The 16543-nt window shown below is 49.0% G+C and carries 12 protein-coding genes; 5 read left to right on the top strand and 7 right to left on the bottom strand.

Translation table 11 applies throughout. The annotated features are described in order from the left end of the window. Positions 1-339 precede the first annotated feature (339 nt). Complete coding sequence (locus PRIO_RS28635; RefSeq protein WP_046505729.1) at positions 340-3891, top strand: alpha-amylase family glycosyl hydrolase; 3552 nt, start codon at positions 340-342, stop codon at positions 3889-3891. A gap of 145 nt (positions 3892-4036) precedes the next feature. Here the strand turns inward: PRIO_RS28635 and PRIO_RS28630 are convergent, their stop codons facing one another. The 3 genes from PRIO_RS28630 to PRIO_RS28620 all read right to left on the bottom strand — a co-directional run bounded on the left by PRIO_RS28630 (position 4037) and on the right by PRIO_RS28620 (position 6456). After that, a complete protein-coding gene (locus PRIO_RS28630) occupies positions 4037-4513 on the bottom strand; it encodes an SAM-dependent methyltransferase (protein WP_020429580.1) in 477 nt (158 codons plus the stop codon). A 100-nt stretch (positions 4514-4613) separates the two neighbouring features. Continuing rightward, positions 4614-5429, bottom strand: coding sequence for a MerR family transcriptional regulator (locus PRIO_RS28625; protein ID WP_046505726.1), 816 nt, complete (start codon positions 5427-5429; stop codon positions 4614-4616). Between the two features lie 106 nt (positions 5430-5535). Then, a complete protein-coding gene (locus tag PRIO_RS28620) occupies positions 5536-6456 on the bottom strand; it encodes an aldo/keto reductase (RefSeq protein WP_020429578.1) in 921 nt (306 codons plus the stop codon). 163 nt (positions 6457-6619) lie between these two features. On the opposite strand from PRIO_RS28620, the gene PRIO_RS28615 reads away from it, so the two are divergent. From PRIO_RS28615 to PRIO_RS28600, 4 genes are all read left to right on the top strand, one after another. Beyond that, entirely contained in the window at positions 6620-7006 is a 387-nt protein-coding gene (locus PRIO_RS28615) for a MerR family transcriptional regulator (RefSeq protein ID WP_020429577.1), read from the top strand. A 450-nt stretch (positions 7007-7456) separates the two neighbouring features. Further along, positions 7457-8323: an ABC transporter permease gene (locus PRIO_RS28610; RefSeq protein WP_231869985.1), complete on the top strand. Its 867-nt coding sequence runs from the start codon at positions 7457-7459 to the stop codon at positions 8321-8323. A gap of 36 nt (positions 8324-8359) precedes the next feature. After that, positions 8360-9253 carry a carbohydrate ABC transporter permease gene (locus tag PRIO_RS28605; protein ID WP_039789274.1) on the top strand — a complete coding sequence of 298 codons (894 nt, stop codon included), beginning with the start codon at positions 8360-8362 and terminating at the stop codon, positions 9251-9253. Positions 9254-9381: 128 nt separating this feature from the next. Continuing rightward, entirely contained in the window at positions 9382-10980 is a 1599-nt protein-coding gene (locus PRIO_RS28600) for an extracellular solute-binding protein (protein ID WP_020429574.1), read from the top strand. A gap of 126 nt (positions 10981-11106) precedes the next feature. On the opposite strand, the gene PRIO_RS28595 is transcribed toward PRIO_RS28600, so the two are convergent. The 4 genes from PRIO_RS28595 to PRIO_RS28580 all read right to left on the bottom strand — a co-directional run bounded on the left by PRIO_RS28595 (position 11107) and on the right by PRIO_RS28580 (position 16521). After that, positions 11107-12627 carry a DUF4179 domain-containing protein gene (locus PRIO_RS28595; RefSeq protein ID WP_020429573.1) on the bottom strand — a complete coding sequence of 507 codons (1521 nt, stop codon included), beginning with the start codon at positions 12625-12627 and terminating at the stop codon, positions 11107-11109. Positions 12628-12647: 20 nt separating this feature from the next. After that, positions 12648-13157, bottom strand: a complete 510-nt coding sequence (locus tag PRIO_RS28590) for a sigma-70 family RNA polymerase sigma factor (RefSeq protein WP_020429572.1) — start codon at positions 13155-13157, stop codon at positions 12648-12650. Between the two features lie 203 nt (positions 13158-13360). Beyond that, entirely contained in the window at positions 13361-15592 is a 2232-nt protein-coding gene (locus PRIO_RS28585; protein WP_020429571.1) for a helix-turn-helix transcriptional regulator, read from the bottom strand. A gap of 173 nt (positions 15593-15765) precedes the next feature. Next, entirely contained in the window at positions 15766-16521 is a 756-nt protein-coding gene (locus PRIO_RS28580; protein WP_020429570.1) for an AraC family transcriptional regulator, read from the bottom strand. Between the last annotated feature and the right edge of the window lie 22 nt (positions 16522-16543).

Here is a 16543-nt window from a genome sequence, read left to right as displayed (position 1 = left end):
CAAGCAGACAGATAAAAAAGCAGCCCGCACGTTCCGGTACCCAATCGGTGCGCGCGGGTTGAGTTTTGACTGAAGATTCTATGCATACGCTTTCATGAACGTTCAAATTATCATTGACCAGGAAAAAGATGGGGATTATAATCAGAAAAGGAAAAAGTCGATTGTATGCGGAATTTGAATTTCTTCTTGGTTTGTTTATCAGCTTGAATTGTAAGCGCGTACATGAGTGCTTTTCTATATGTCCAACAGGGGGCGGTTGATGAAAAATTGTAGCGGCGTATTTTTTTTCACTTTAATGCAAACGTTTGCGCTTCTATTAAATTCATGGGAGGTTTGTCCGTGTTGAGAAAAAAAACCAGGTCATATGTTTCATGGTTAGTCATTTTTGCACTTTGTTTTAGCTTGTTCGGGCTGTCCGGCGGGGCTTCTGCAAGCAATACCGATTATACAGTAACCTATACGAATTCTACGGCAGCTGCCGTGACGCTGCATTGGACTGCAAATAACTGGACAGATTCTACGGACACGGTTATGTCCAAGAGCGGGTCTACATTTACTGCAAACATTAGTGTGCCAGAAGGTGCTACATTAATTTATTGCTATCACATTACGGCGCCTACGGATTATTGGGATAGTAATGGCGGGAAGAACTGGACGGTGGTTATACCGGCTGAGGGGAAGTATGAAGGCGAAAGCGCGGTTTTGTCTGGAGGGGCAAAGGTAAATACCGATCACACCGGGTATTCAGGGACCGGGTTTGTGGATGGATACAATGTTCCCGGAGCAACTGCAACTTTTACCGTTCAGGCTTCAACAGCAGGCACTTATAATGCCACTCTCCATTACGCTAACGCAAGCGGAAGTGCGAAGACAGTTTCCATATACGTCAACGGAAGCAAAGTTAAACAGACAACCTTGGCAAGTCTGGCAAACTGGAACACCTGGGGTGACCAAACCGAAACCCTCTCCTTACTGGCAGGGAATAATACGATTGCATACAAATATGATTCTAATGACAGTGGTAATATTAATCTTGATTACATGACACTTTCTGCTGGAATTACTCCAACGCCTACAGCAACAGCCACGCCTACAGCAACAGCCACGCCTACAGCAACGGCAACGCCTACAGCAACAGCCACGCCTACAGCAACGGCAACGCCTACAGCAACAGCCACGCCTACAGCAACGGCAACGCCTACAGCAACAGCCACGCCTACAGCAACGGTAACACCTACAGCAACGGCAACTGCAACACCAGCAGCCGGGATAACGGTTCATGTGAAGAAACCCTCAAGCTGGAATTCAATGCGAATCCATTACTGGAATCTGAGTCCAGCAACCGTTCCGACAAGCGGGGCATGGCCGGGAATTCTGATGAATTCCGACGGAAATGACTGGTACAGCTATACGATTGCCGGAGCCGCGAGTGCCAGTATGATTTTTAATGACGGCAGCGGTAAACAGACGGCCGATTTGTCCCGCAATGTGAAGGAGTCCTGGTTTTACACGGATAACATGTGGTATGAAGCCAACCCGGAACTCCCCAAAATTCCAGTGATTTCAGTCTCTCCTGCACCAAAAACATATGATTCTGCCCAGACGGTGAAGCTTTCCAGCACCAATAGCGGGGATAAAATTTACTATACAACCAACGGTTCAACACCTACGGCAGCATCAGCCTTGTATACCTCGCCAATTCAGGTGGCTTCCTCTATGACCATCAAGGCTTTTGGTGTGAACTCAACCGGTCAGGCAGGAAATGTAGCTTCTTTCGCTTATGTCATTGACTTAAATGCCGATTTACAGGCTCCAACCATCACTCCGAATTTGCCTGTGGGGCATTCCGATACTGCGGTTACCGTATCCTTTAACATAAAAGATAACAAGGCAGCAACCACAAGGGCATATTATACCGATGATGGTACGGAACCAACCGCAGGTTCTAAAGCTTATATTTCTGGCAATGCAATGGCCGGTTTGACGGGACCTTCCATCCTGATCTCCAAAACCACCACCCTGAAGTTCCTTGTGATAGACGGAGCTGGGAATCAAACCACACAAAGCTTTGTCTACAATATTGGAAAGTCGGGAGATTTCCGGGAGGACAGCATTTATTTCGTCATCACTTCGCGGTTCTATGATGGCGATCCAAGTAACAACGAGCACGCATGGGATGATGCCAAGGCGAATAATCCGGATTCGGACCCGGCTTGGAGAGGAGACTTTAAAGGGCTGATTCAAAAGCTGGATTACATCAAAGCCCTCGGATTCAGTGCCATCTGGATTACACCTGTTGTGCAGAATGCGAGCGGTTACGATTATCACGGGTACCACGCGATCAATTTTGCCAAAGTAGACCCAAGGTATGAATCTGCGGGAGCCTCCTATCAAGATTTAATCAATGCCGCGCATGCAAAAGGGATAAAAATTATTCAGGATGTCGTTGTCAATCATACCGGCAATTTCGGTGAAGAGAATTTGTTCCCCATGTTCAAGAAAGATGAGACCAAGCCGGATACCGTCAGCAACTTGCTCAAAATAACGGATAAGCTGCCGTCAAACTATGATTCCATGACACCCGATCAGCAATATCAGGCAAGAATTGCCTTAATGAAGACGGCGGAGACAAACAATAACATGTACCATACGGAGAAAAGCCTTTCCTGGGAATCCTACACCGTACAGACAGGACAGATTGCCGGAGACTGCGTCGACCTCAACACGGAGAATCCTGTAGTTGACCAATATCTGATTGACTCCTATAACCAATATATTGATATGGGTGTTGACGCTTTCCGTCTCGATACAGTGAAGCATGTGAGCCGGTATATTTTCAATAAATACTTTATTCCTGCCTGGAAGACAAGAGGAGGCTCGGACTTCTTCATGTTTGGTGAAGTGGCCACCCGCTACAGAGATGTATGGAACAGCGGAATTCCGGCAATTTCGACGCCGTTTTATACCTGGAAATCTGCGAAATCGTATCCGGGCGATAGTACAAATGATTACGCTTCCAACAAAGCGTCGGTTGAACAGGAGTGGGCAGACAATTCTACTACAGCAGGCCAGCCTACTTCGAACAATGCTTTCCTGAACGGCAATACCTATCATGCGCCTGACTATTCGATGAAATCGGGTATGGATGTAATTGATTTTCCGATGCATTGGGCTTTCAAGACAGCACAGGAAGCCTTCAGTATGAGAAGCGGTGACCAATTCTATAATGATGCAACCTGGAATGTAACCTATGTCGACTCTCATGACTATGCACCGGACCAGGCTCCGGAAAATCAGCGGTTTGCGGGTACACAGGATACTTGGGCTGAGAATCTCGCGCTGATGTTCACCTTCCGGGGAATTCCCGCCATCTACTATGGCTCGGAAATCGAGTTCAAGAAGGGAGTAGTCCTCGATGTAGGTCCAAACGCACCGCTCAGCGCAACAGGCCGTGCTTACTATGGCGATCACATAGAAGGCAGCGTTACGGTTCAGGATTACGGTAAATATACGAATGCAACCGGCACGCTTGCCGAATCGCTGAATTATCCTTTGGCGAAGCATATCAGACAGCTGAATCTGATCAGAAGAGCGGTTCCAGCCTTACAGAAAGGCCAGTATTCTACAGAGAATGTATCAGGGAACCTGGCATTTAAAAGAAGATACACTGACAGCGCCAAAGGCATTGACAGCTTTGCCTTGGTTACGATTTCGGGAAATGCTACCTTTACCGGGATTCCGAACGGAACCTATGTGGATGCGGTGACTGGCGATACCAAAACCGTTACCAACGGTACGATTACCCTGACATGCTCCGGCAAAGGGAATGCAAGGGTCTATGTCCTGAACGGCAAAGGCGGAATTGGAGAGACCGGACCTTATCTGAAATAAAACAAACGTACAGGATGTAAGAAATAAAAACCCGTAAAACCTTGATTTAACTGGGCTGAGATAAAGATGTTTAAGATGTGGGCGGTATAGCAATTACAAGATGCTATACCGCTTGAATAATTCGATCTGCTAAGCTCTTCCCTCCTTAAAAATTAAAAACTTCTGCCCAATTAAAGGAACCAGATTCTTCAGTACTTTTCGGCCACCTGCTGCACCATGCCGGGACACCGGGGGTTTCAACCCTGTCAAGGCTGGGCGTGTAAGGCTTAATATCAAGAACGGGAGTATTGTCGTATGCATCCATAAATGCCACTTGAATTATGCCCTTTTCAAAGTCGATTTGGATAATTTCCGCTGCGGTCAACGCTATCGGATTAGGACGCATAGGCGACCTTGTAGCAAAAATCCCCATGACCTCGGGAGAGCCTTTGTACGGTGACTCGGTTTGCAGTACGGAGCGCGAATGCTCGTCGTCGTGATCGCTAATCCACCAAAGTACATTGATATGGCTAAAACCCTCTAATGATTGTAAAGCCGGAATGAATTTTTTTTCCAATGTAATGAAAGTACCGCTCTCGTTGCTGCGAATCTTGCCAATGGAATGTACTTCTAAATTACTCATATTATATCCTCCTCGTATTCGATGTCAGGTGCAGCGTAAGCCCTCACACCATGTGAGAGTCAAGAGGATAAAAAAACGTCCAGCAAAATGCAAGACGTTTTTATACAATCTCCAATGGTATTTGAAGTTCTATTAGGTATTTTTCTGGATTATTCTCATTCCATGGGCCACAGTGTACGATTTGCCGTGTTTGCCCGGACATCTTATATTGGCTGTTCTGTTGCAGCCATTCAGCAAAAGCTATATATGCTCCAGCTATATTAGTGAAATCACCACATACCATTGTGCAAGCCATCGTGGGTATAGGCTCGGTATTTCGATAGGTAAAGCAGTTTGTACTTTTTCCCTGTTTTTTTACAGGAAGGCATAGCTCAACATCCACATGAGACTCTTTGTACTCTATGTCGTGATAAATAGAAAAAGTATTACTGTAAATATGTATGTGGTTTTCTTCGGCAAAAGCAGATAACTCTTGCCATAGTTCGCCCTCGGCGTAATAGTCCCGAATGATTCTACGCAGGGATAGAACTTGATAACTTGGAATGGACTTAATTGAAATGTTATAGTGAATTTCATTTTTCTGCCCTAAAAGCTCCTTTTTAGCGACTTCGATTTTTCTTAATTTAACTATGTTATCTTGAATTGTCTTTTCTATTTCCGCATATTTTGCGTCAAGCTGTTCTATAAGCGATTTATCATCCATTTTGTCAAGGGCTACTGCAATTTCCGAAACATTAAATCCACTATCCCGGAGATAAATAATTTTATTTAGAACAGGTATTTGCTCGACCGAATACATACGGTATCCTGTCCACTTGTCGGTTTCTGCTGGCTTTAAAAGTCCTACTTCATCATAGTATCGGAGCATTCGGATTGAAATTTGTGTCAATTTAGAAAATTCTCCTATTTTGAACATCTTATCACCAACTGTTATCTATAATCTCGTTGTTACAGGCAGCAGGAAAAAACTAAGAGCAAGGATGAGGGATACCATTCTCTAAAAAACGGTATCCCTAAGCCCGTTAAGGAAGCTTGTTCCCCGCTGCACGGTAGATCTCATACCACTCTTCCCGGGAGAGGGTGATATCTGAAGCCTTGGCAATGTCGAGCAGGCGCTGGGTGTTGGTAGTGCCTACAATCGGCTGCATCTTGGCCGGGTGTCTTAGGAGCCAGGCGATAGCGATGGCAGTGTCGGCCACACCTTTTTCGTCAGCCAACCGGTTAATAACCTTGTTCACTTCCGGGAACTTGTCATTTCCCAGGAATACGCCTTCAAAGAAGCCGTATTGGAACGGGGACCAAGGCTGAATGGTCATGTCATGCAGACGGCTGTACTCCAGAATGCCGCCATCATGCACAACGGAAGCGGAGTTCGTCATATTCACATTGAAGCCGGAGTCAATCATGCCGGAAACCATAATGCTCAGCTGCAGCTGATTGAAGAGCAGCTTTTGTTTGACATTTTTTTTGAGCAGCTCAATTTGCAGCGGGTTCTGGTTGCTGACACCGAAGTGCTTGACCATGCCTTTTTGCTCCAGGTAATCGAAGGCTTCAGCGACTTCCCCCGGCTCCATTAAGGTGTCAGGACGGTGGAGCAGAAGCACATCCACATAATCGGTCTTCAGACGTTTCAGGCTGTTCTCTACGGATGACACAATATGCTCTTTGGAAAAGTCAAAAAAGCCTTGGCGGATGCCGCATTTCGTCTGAATCATCAACTTGTCGCGCATGCCCGGGCTGCTGGCAACGACATCGCCAAACACTTCTTCAGCTTTGCCGGCGGCATAGATGTCCGCATGGTCAAAAAAATCAATGCCTGCTTCCAGAGCACTGTGAATATGAACGTCAGCTTCTTTGGCCGACAAGTCGGCAATCCGCATACAACCTAATGAAATCTCGGCAACCTCTAATGTGCCATTACCCACGTTAATTGTTTTTACCATTAATTATTCACTCCTTAAATGTAAGGTACGCTGTAAATTTTAGACCTTAGAGTTAGGTGTAAGTCAATAGATTTCCTGGCGGGGCTTTTAATAGAAGCGCATTGGTGTTAACTTAAAGGTAATTCTACTTGCCGGAGCGTACGCGGCGGAATGGAGCTGACATATGGGTTACAGCATCAAAACCATAGCACAAAAGAGCGGACTTAGCCAATATACACTGCGTTATTATGAAAGAGAAGGTGTTCTGCCCGTTGTAGCAAGAGATGAACATGGCAACCGCTGCTTTCACGACGAGGATCTGGAGCTGATCTCCCTGATCTGCTGCCTGAAGGATACGGGGATGCCGATTGCTGAGATCAAGCAATTCATCGCGTTATCCCGGGAAGGGGTGGAAGCGCTGCCGGACCAGCGGAAGCTGCTGCAGGCCCATAAGCTGCAAATTGATGAGAAGATTAAGTTTTTTCAGAGCTTTGCGCAGAAGATTGAACATAAGATTGCATATTTTGCGTCGTTGGAGAGAGAGGCCCAAGAACGAGCTGCAAAGAAGTAATGGTTTAAATATGTGGAAAAAGGCCCCGGAGCTGCCCTGAAACAGGAGCGCTTACGGGGCTTATTTGCGTGCATTCTTTATTTTCTCCACAAAAGTCAGAAAAGTGCACCAGCCGATACTCCACATCATACAGGAATACCCTCAAGCTGCACTGTTCACCCTGCGGAGATGTCTTCTATACTCAGAGCATACATTGGACGGAGCCGCTGAGTGCAGCTTCAAGCGTCCAGACGGTGGCGGGAAGGCGTATGCTGCCGCAATGAACTATATAGAAGTAACAGGAGGGTGAAGGCATTGAGACACCGTAAACGCAAGTCCGTTACAGCGCTCGCCATAGAGCTTCCTATTAAGGAGGCGGGGCAGCTGCCGTCAGAGACAGGGGCAAGGACCGGGAAGAAGAGGAAAAAGGGTTTTCTGCATGAGCTGGTCCATAACCGGGTTCTTTTTCTGATGCTGCTGCCTGCATTGCTGTTTTTTCTGGTCAACTCGTATTTCCCGATGGTCGGCGTGTATTACGCGTTTACCCAATTTGACTTCAATTCCGGAATGTTCGATGCGCCCTTTGTGGGCTTCAAGAACTTCGAATTTCTCTGGAAGTCCGGCACACTGGTGAAGCTTACGCTCAATACAATCGGCTACAATCTGGCGTTTATCCTGCTAGGGAATGTGCTGGCCATCGTCTGTGCGATTCTGCTCAGTGAGCTGCGTGTCAAATGGTTCAAAAAGCTGACCCAATCGATCATGTTCCTGCCGTATTTCGTTTCTTTCGTTATTCTGAGTGTTATCGTATATAACGTGTTCAATTATGATAACGGTTTCTTGAATACGCTGCTGGCCCAATTCGGAGCCGGCCCTGTAGATGTCTACAACAAACCGGGCGTCTGGATCTTCCTGATTATCGTATTCTATCTCTGGAAAAATCTTGGCTACAGCATGGTCATCTACCTGGCCTCCATTACGGGGATCAGCGACGAATATTATGAAGCGGCCAAGATCGACGGTGCGCATATCTTCCAGCGGATCTGGTATATCACGGTGCCGATGCTGAAATCAACCTTTATTGTGCTGCTGCTCTTCTCGCTTGGAAGTATCATGAAGGGGCAGTTTGACCTCTTTTACCAGCTGATCGGCAACAACGGGGTGCTCTATAATACTACGGATATTCTGGATACGTATGTGTTCCGCTCGCTTAAGGTTACCTTTGATATCGGAATGGCCACAGCAGCCGGGCTGTATCAATCGCTGTTCGGCTTCATTCTGATCATGACGGTCAACTACATTATCCGCAAAATAAACGACGATTACGCTTTGTTCTAGGAGCTGCCGGACATGATACGGAAGGAGAAAAAGAGCATGCATATCAAAGACGATCATTATACAAGGCTGCTGCAGGGGCTTGCCTACACGGTTATCATTCTCGGCTCGCTGGCCTGTCTGGTCCCGTTCCTGCTGATTATTTCGGCTTCCTTGACGGCCAATGATTCGATTATTAAGGACGGGTATCATCTGATACCGGCGCAATTCTCGCTGGAGGGGTACAAAACAGTGTTCACCTTCCCGGACGAGGTGCTGCGGGCATATGGCGTTACGCTGTTTACAACGGTGACGGGCACGACACTGGGGCTGTTTTTTATGACGATGGCCGGTTATGTGCTGGCCCGCAAGGATTTTAAATACCGCAATACTTTCTCATTCTACATTTACTTCACTACCCTGTTCGGCGGGGGACTGGTGCCCTGGTACATTATGATGACCAAATATCTGCATCTCACTGATTCGTACGGTGCGCTGATTTTTCCGGGGCTGATGACGCCGTTCCTGATTATTCTGATGAAGAATTTCATCCGTTCCGCCGTCCCTGAGGAGCTGTTCGAATCCGCCAAGATCGATGGGGCCGGTGACTTCAAAATCTATTGGAGGATTGTGCTCCAGCTGTCGATGCCCGGCATCGCCACGGTTGGCCTCTTCCTCGCTCTGGCCTACTGGAACGATTGGTTCTCGTCTTCACTGTTCATTAATGACCCCCATAAGTACCAGCTGCAGTTCCATTTGTACAATGTCATCAATTCGGCGGCTTTCATAGCCAATATGGGCGCAGGTACCGGTGTCAGCCTGGGCAGCGATTTGCCTACCGAATCGACCAAGATGGCGATGGCTATCATTGTTACCGGACCTATTTTGTTTTTGTACCCGTTCATCCAGCGCTATTTTGTGAAGGGACTGACGATCGGGGCTGTAAAAGGTTAGAACCGTATGGCAGAAAGCACCATTACCGGGCTTTTGTTATTCGGCTAACATAGAGTTACAAGATGAGGGCAGTTTTGTACGAGGTGAATTCAGGGAGCTAGGCTTACAAAACGTTTAGGAGGGTTCATATGAAAAAGGCAACAGGCAGAAAAACACTGGCAGCGCTTACAACGGCTGCGCTGGCCCTTTCGCTTCTTGCGGGATGCGGCGGCAATAACAGTAACGGGAACAAAGACAGCGCGGGGACAGAGGGCGGGAGTAATACTGCCGTGAAAACAGAGGGTAACGCCGCAGCCGCAGCGGACACCGGAATCGACACCTCGAAGAAGGTGGAGCTGCAGTTCTACATGCTTGGCGACGCTCCCAAGGATCTGCCGGTCATTCAGGATGAAATCAACAAGATGGCCCAGGAGGAACTGAATGCTACCGTGAAGTTCAACTATACGAGCTGGACGGACTGGGATCAGAAATACAAGCTGCTGCTGTCTTCGGGCCAGGCGATTGATCTGATTTTTACAGCGGACTGGACCCAGTACCAATCCTATGCCAAACGGGGCGCCTTCCTGCCGCTGGATGATCTGCTGCCCAAAGCTGCTCCGGAGCTGCAGAAATTCGTTCCTGAAAGCATGTGGGAAGATGTGAAGGTGGACGGCAAAATCTACACCGTTCCCGCAACCTATAAAGAATATGTGACCAACGGTTTTGTATACCGTGAGGATCTGCGCAAGAAATATAATCTTCCAGCCCCAACGGATCTGGCCAGCTATGAAGCCTATATGGACGGCATTGCCAAAAACGAGCCGGATTTGATGCCGATGTCCCTGAACAGTGATATCGGCAACAATCTTCATTACATTTATACCGAGCTGAACAAAATGGTTGGCGCTCTGCCGTACGGCATGGGCGTGAAGTATGAATCACCTACTACAGTGTACTCCTACTGGGGTTCTGATGAGCAAAAAGAAGAGCTGAAAACCATGAAGCGCTGGGCAGACAAAGGCTTTATTCCGAAAAATGTGCTGAATATCAAGGATACGATGCAGGACCCGATTACTTCCGGCAAAGCAGCCAGCATGTTCGGGGATAACCCGACGCGCTATAATGACATGAAGATGAAGATCAGCACCACACATCCCGATTGGGAGCTGGCCTACTATCCGTTCGGCAAAACCACAGGTTATGCAACACCCGTACATCCTATACACAATGGTTTTGCGATTCCGAAGAGCAGCAAAAATCCCGAGCGGGCACTCGCTTTCTATCAGAAGCTGGTTCTGGACAAACGGTATAACCAGTTGACGCAATACGGAATTGAAGGCAAGAACTACACGGTGGAGGACGGCTATTACAAGCTGGTCGGCACGAGCACATCCAATGGCTTCACCCGCGAAGGCATGAACGGCTGGGCGTGGAGAAATCCGGAATTCATGCTGTTCGACAAGGGCTTTGACGGGGTAAAGGCGATTTTTGAGGAGCTGGACAAGATCCAGAAGCCGGACCTGTTCCTGGGATTCGCCGAGGACTACACCTCCTATCAGGCAGAGAAAGCCGCCCTGGAGCAGGTAGAGAAGCAGTACCTGTTTCCGCTGGAAGCGGGACTGGTAGCGGATGTGGACAAAGGGCTGGAAACCTTCATGCAGAAGGCCAAACAGGCGGGTCTGGACAAGATTCAGGCTGAATGGACGAAGCAGTGGAACACTTATACTGCTGAAAAAGGAATTAAGTAAGGGAGTTGCCCCGCAAGCTGTTGGCTGGCGGGGCTTCTTGTTGTGTAGATGAAGCTGGAAAGTCCCTGTTAGGTGCTGGCCGTAACTCCAGGGAATGTTTGGACTTCCGGCCGCTATCGCTCGCTTTTATTTCTTTGAGAACAACTCGATACTTTGCGTCTCCAAAATTGGATTCCAGATGCGTTCAACTGATAGGGTAAGCGGCTGCGGGTAATCTGCAGCTTGACTGTCAAAAAATAAACTCATCTCATCCATACCCGTACCATCACTAGAGGTCGTGGTGCCGCCGAAATTGTGTAGTGCAGTTTCCCGATTCGTTCTTTCATGCACCTGGCCCTTCGCATCGGTAAATTTGTCGGCCAGGCTTGCGCCGATGTACTCCGCCTGCACCGCCCCTTGCGAATCGGTATAATAAAACAGGTTGGTCACTTTGCGCCGGAGCAGAATCTCTGCCTCTGTTGCATTATGCTCTTGCTTGGATGTGACAATTTCCCAATCGTTTGTCGGGGCTTCAATAACTTGCTGCTTGTTCAGATCGATCACAAATTTCATGCGGTCCGGCTCCAGAGCCGAGATGCCGGCAATCTTCAGCGAGGCGGAATCCGGCTGGTTAAGCCCGGTATGCTTGAACACCAGCGTTGCCTGCGATTGGTCTTTGTACACCTCGGAATTATCGGCCGTGATTCTGCCCGGATAAACCAATTTATCGGTTTGACTCCCGGTGGTTGCGATCAGAACCGGATTAAGCAGGCTGAAAATCCGTTTGGTATTCGCCTTGTCATATTCCAGATCGACATAGGTATTAAGCGGAGTATACTCCACCTGGAGCACTTTGATCTTTTGACCGTCCACCGTCAGCGTGCGATCCACAGGCAGTGTATGCTCTTGGTCCTTGAATCTGGCCGGATCAAGCTCGAACGATACCTCCAGGCCGGTCCGGTACTTGTTGCTGCTGGAAGCGAGCGCCTGGTCGGACGTTTCGGTGAGGATCAGAGTGAACTTCACATCCTTGGAATAGGCGATGGATCCCGGATAGTTGGTGGAATAAATATAATCCTTGCTTTGGCCGGGCGGAATCCGGGATTCACTATCGTAAGCCATTTCCAGGGCTGCGCCTCGATGCGGATATGGAACCTCGAAATCCCCGAATTGAATTTTCGTATCCGCGGGTGTGATTTCTTTATCCGTATCGTTGTGCACGCTGAACAGGATATACACTTTACGGCCATCCGTGACGGCGCCGTCCACATCCATGCGGTATCCTTTGTTTGTCGCGCTTTGACGGACGGGCTTAATCAGATCCCGTTCCAGTATGTCGGCAACCAGCCGATTGTGTAATGGCTGGTTGCGATAGGCCGCAAAGTCATCCCAGCTTTTGGTGCTGGCCGCCTGCACTGAACCGCCGGGGTCGAAATCGTCCGTACCTCCGGCTGGCAGGCCGATGGGGAAGAAGATCAGAAAGACGGCTGCCGCCGCGGCCAGTACCGCCCCCGCTCCGTAAGAATAGAAACGCCGCTTGCTGCGTTTTTTTCCCTGCGCTACTCCGTTACGCATTGCATTAAATATTTTCATTTCCCGAATCGTCTCCGCATTTAGATTGACCTCCTGGGCATCCTGCTTCAGGATGCGCTCTTCTTTCTCAGACATTTCAGCCACCTCCCGCATGTTCACAAATAGTTCCGCAACTGCTTGAGTCCTTCGCGCAGCCAGGTTTTGATCGTGCCTTCGGGCTTGTTCAGCACCTTGGCAATTTCGGCACTCGTCATATCCTGGTAATATTTGAGCATCACGACATGCCGGTATTTCGGCTTCATCCGGTTCATCGCCCGCTCCAGATCGAGCCGGTCGCTGCTCCTCATCTCCTGGGTTTCCTTCTCCTCCAGCTTCTCCGCCGGAAAGACGCGCTTTTTGCGCCGCAGCTCATCCATGCAGCAGTTGATGGTAATCCGGATTAGCCAGGGCGTGAAGGCCTGCTCGTTTTTGAGCTTTTTGCGCTTCATCCAGGCCCGGCACGACGCTTCCTGCACCGCTTCCAGGGCATCCGCCTCGGAACGCAGATAGCTGTACGCGATCGCATACAGTTTCCGGTGCTCGCCCGCAAGCCGCTGAAAGAATACCTCTTCATCCATCAGCGCAAGATCCGCTGTATTGGCCTTGTTCATTATGTTCTCCACCATTCAACACCCCCCTCTTCCTTGTTTGTGCCTCACTATGGAAGAAGTCGCCCCAAAATATGTTTTCACAAGTAAGACGGAGCTGACCGTCAAAACGATTGATTTTTTTTAACTAAATTAAAACACATACAAGAATAGGCCAACCAGTAGTTTCTGGTTGACCTAATAATACAAAGACAACCCTAATGGGGTGTCTTAAGATGACACTATGCCTGCCTGGAACGCCGATAGTCGGTGGGCGTTGTGCCGAAGCTGCGCTTGAACATCCGGTGCAGGTAGGAGCTGCTGGTGAAGCCGCAGCGTTCGGCGATGGTGGTCACCGGCAGACCGGTATTCTCGAGCAGGCTGCAGACCTCGCGCATCCGCACCTCCAGAATGACATCCACGATACTGGTCAGCGTCTGCTGCTTATAGAGGCGGCTGATGTAAATCGGTGACATATTCAGTTCATCAGCAATCTGGTTCAGGCTTAGACTCGGCTCCATATAAGCTTCGTTGATCTTTTGATTGATCTGGCGGACCAGGTCATGCTGCTTGGAGTTTTTTTTCTCGGCCAGCTGTTCGTGCATTTCACTAAAGAGAGCGAAAAAGGCCTGCTCCAGCGCGTCAACGGTTTCGACCGAATCCAAAGCGGGCAGCTCAGCAGTCCCATCATTGTGTAAACGGTTACGTTTTTGGATGTTGATGAGGATCTCCTTGATCGTCACACTGAGCCGGGATACAGCCAGCTGCACCGATGGAAACGGATAGTCTGCCGTCTCCCGGATAATGCTGCTGAACTGCTCCCGGGCCTCGTCGATTTTGCCGCTCATCAGCGCATCGGTGAGCTTTTTCTCTTTTTCGGTAGGGTAGTGATAAATGTTAGCTTGAAGGGCACAGATGTACTGGGCGCTGATGATGCAGCCATGGCCGAAGAACAATCTGTGGTTCGATGCTTCTCTAACCTGCTTGTAGAGCTGATGCAGCTGCACGGGATTGTGGTCAATATGGCTGTAGGCAAGCGTCAGGCTGACCTTCAAATAATCGGAGCAGGCCTGCTGAATCTGGCGGAGCAGCGTCTCAATCAGTTCTGTGTCCGTGTATTCCTTGGCGTCCACAATATTCAGAAGCACCAGGATGCCGTCATCATTCATATCTACCGTCTCTACGCGGTAGGTCTGGCCGCAAATCTCTGAAGCGATGTTCATAATGGCGAACTTATAGGCAAGCAGATACGAGGAGCGGGACTCTCGGAACTCCTGGTAATTGTCAATCCGCAGCAGAATCAAACGGTAATCATCGTCGAAGGTAAAATGAATGCCGAGCTGCCGCAGCTTCTCGACCTGCTGGATGGATTGCAGCGGCTTGAGGCCGAGAATCAGATCGCGCAGCGTATTTTGCCGGATGGTGAACATGCTGTCGCGTTTCTCGCCTTCGAGAATATTCATCTCCCGGACAATCCGGCTAATCGGCAGATACACCCGGCGCGACATGAGCCAGGAAAAGGCCAGGCCTCCTACGAAAATCAGCGCAGCAATCAGCAGGGTGGCGTTGCGGATGCTGTTGGTCTGTCTGGTGATGATGTCATACGGTGTGATGCGCACATACTGCCAGCTAAGATCATCCGGCGCCGTATAAGAGATCAGTGAGTTGACCCCGCCGAATTCACCGATAAAATAACCGGCCTCCCGGCCCTGAATCCGCTGCTGGACCCAAGCTGCTTCCAGCGGAGACAAGCCGTGTGGTTCCAGACTGTCCACAGACAGCAGCTTGCCCTGATCGGCAAGAATAAAAGTGTCGCTCTTGGAGTCCACGGGACTGGTGATTTCTTTGTTAATCCAGGGAGCGGAAATGTTGACAATTACGGCTGAATTAATGGCCCTGTCCCAGCCAATCGCATCGTAGCACAGGAAGGTATAAGCCCGGACCTGACCGTTCTCCGCAGCACCATTGGAATACACGCGCGGAATGGGTGTGAACGGCTTGTATTCCTGGTAGTGGTTCAGAATATCCAGGATATTTCTGTCCACCAGCTCCTGCTCGGTAAAGACGCCGTTCTGGCCGTGGGAGGAGGCGATGTACAACCTGGCGCTTTTGGGATTGTAGACATAGATGGATTCAATGTATGGCATGGAGCTGAGGTAATTCCCCAGTTCGGACATGGCAGCCGTGACATCATAGATATCCGGCTTGTCGTAGAACACAATTTTGGAAACGGTGCTGTTGCGGTAGATCTGGAATGAAAGCGATTGCGCCGCATCGGTCATGTTGACCACCTCTTTGCTCGTTTGCGTGAGATTGCCGAGGTCGGAGCGGAAAGCCTGCGTTTTTTCTACGCCAATATAATAGTTGTAATAGAGGATGGTGGAAGCAAGAAAGGTTAAGGACACACATAACGTCATACTGACCAATATTCTGCTGTACAGCGCTCTTTTATTGCCGGCCTTGTTCAGTCTCATAAGCATCCCCCTAATTCTCTGTGTACGCGGATGTACGGTCACGGCTGTTCTCTATTGTTCATAGTATCAGTATAAGCTTCACACCGTGAACAGAACAGTGGAGCAACATGAGAATAGTGCACAGGACGGCGTTCAGGGGAGTGAACAAATCCAACATTTATGCACAAAAGCTGCTATTTGACCTTGCTCTGGAGGCGAAAAGTGCGCGGGGAGAGGCCGATCTCTCTTTTGAACATATTGCAGAATTGGGCATCGTTCACGAACCCGGCAGCCGCAGATACCCCGGAGATATGCATTTGGGTATGCAGCAGCAGGGATTTGGCATAATCCAGGCGCTTCAGTAAAAGATAACGGTGAGGGGAATGGCCAAATCTTTCCTTGAACAGATGCCGGAACCGGTCATAGCTGTAACCGGACATTTCAGCCAGCGATGTGATCGAAAGCTTGTGGCGGTAATGCTCATTCATATAATTCAGTACATACTGCATTTGGTCTTCTGCCGGAGAATGAAAATCCGACGCGGCAAGCAGCCGCTGGAGATACACAGTGACTTCGCTCATCTGCAGATTCAGCAGCTCGGCGAACCCGTCGCGCTTGCGCTTGAACTCTTCGTTCATCCGCAGCAGTGTTTGCAGCACGGTATGTTCCTTATCGTCATCGTAGACACCGGACAGTGTATTGATAATCGGATTTCCGCAGTGGAAGCCAACGAAGAGAACCTCCGGGCTGGGCTGATGATTTTCGTCATGCTTGAAATTGGGCGGGATCAGGGCAAAGGTGAAGGGGCGGAAATGAAAGCTGCGCGGTCCAATACTCGTAGTCCCATGACCGTGGATATAATAGACCAGCTCAAAACATTCATGCTGATGCGGCGGAATATAAGTATTCGCTTCATGCTCTGCATTTACAATATATAGGACCCGATCCATGATGAACCTCCGTTTATTGTCT

The organism is Paenibacillus riograndensis SBR5, assembly GCF_000981585.1.
GTDB lineage: Bacteria > Bacillota > Bacilli > Paenibacillales > Paenibacillaceae > Paenibacillus_AQ > Paenibacillus_AQ riograndensis.
This window is presented reverse-complemented; position numbering and strand designations above follow the sequence as displayed.

Bases quoted from the DNA above. Each gene is read 5' to 3' on its own strand.
- PRIO_RS28610 (WP_231869985.1), top strand. From the start codon at position 7,457: ATGCTGCTGCCTGCATTGCTGTTTTTTCTGGTCAACTCGTATTTCCCG.
- PRIO_RS28590 (WP_020429572.1), bottom strand. From the start codon at position 13,157: ATGGTGGAGAACATAATGAACAAGGCCAATACAGCGGATCTTGCGCTG.
- PRIO_RS28595 (WP_020429573.1), bottom strand. From the start codon at position 12,627: ATGTCTGAGAAAGAAGAGCGCATCCTGAAGCAGGATGCCCAGGAGGTC.
- PRIO_RS28605 (WP_039789274.1), top strand. From the start codon at position 8,360: ATGCATATCAAAGACGATCATTATACAAGGCTGCTGCAGGGGCTTGCC.
- PRIO_RS28585 (WP_020429571.1), bottom strand. From the start codon at position 15,592: ATGAGACTGAACAAGGCCGGCAATAAAAGAGCGCTGTACAGCAGAATA.
- PRIO_RS28620 (WP_020429578.1), bottom strand. From the start codon at position 6,456: ATGGTAAAAACAATTAACGTGGGTAATGGCACATTAGAGGTTGCCGAG.
- PRIO_RS28630 (WP_020429580.1), bottom strand. From the start codon at position 4,513: ATGAGTAATTTAGAAGTACATTCCATTGGCAAGATTCGCAGCAACGAG.
- PRIO_RS28580 (WP_020429570.1), bottom strand. From the start codon at position 16,521: ATGGATCGGGTCCTATATATTGTAAATGCAGAGCATGAAGCGAATACT.
- PRIO_RS28615 (WP_020429577.1), top strand. From the start codon at position 6,620: ATGGGTTACAGCATCAAAACCATAGCACAAAAGAGCGGACTTAGCCAA.
- PRIO_RS28600 (WP_020429574.1), top strand. From the start codon at position 9,382: ATGAAAAAGGCAACAGGCAGAAAAACACTGGCAGCGCTTACAACGGCT.
- PRIO_RS28625 (WP_046505726.1), bottom strand. From the start codon at position 5,429: ATGTTCAAAATAGGAGAATTTTCTAAATTGACACAAATTTCAATCCGA.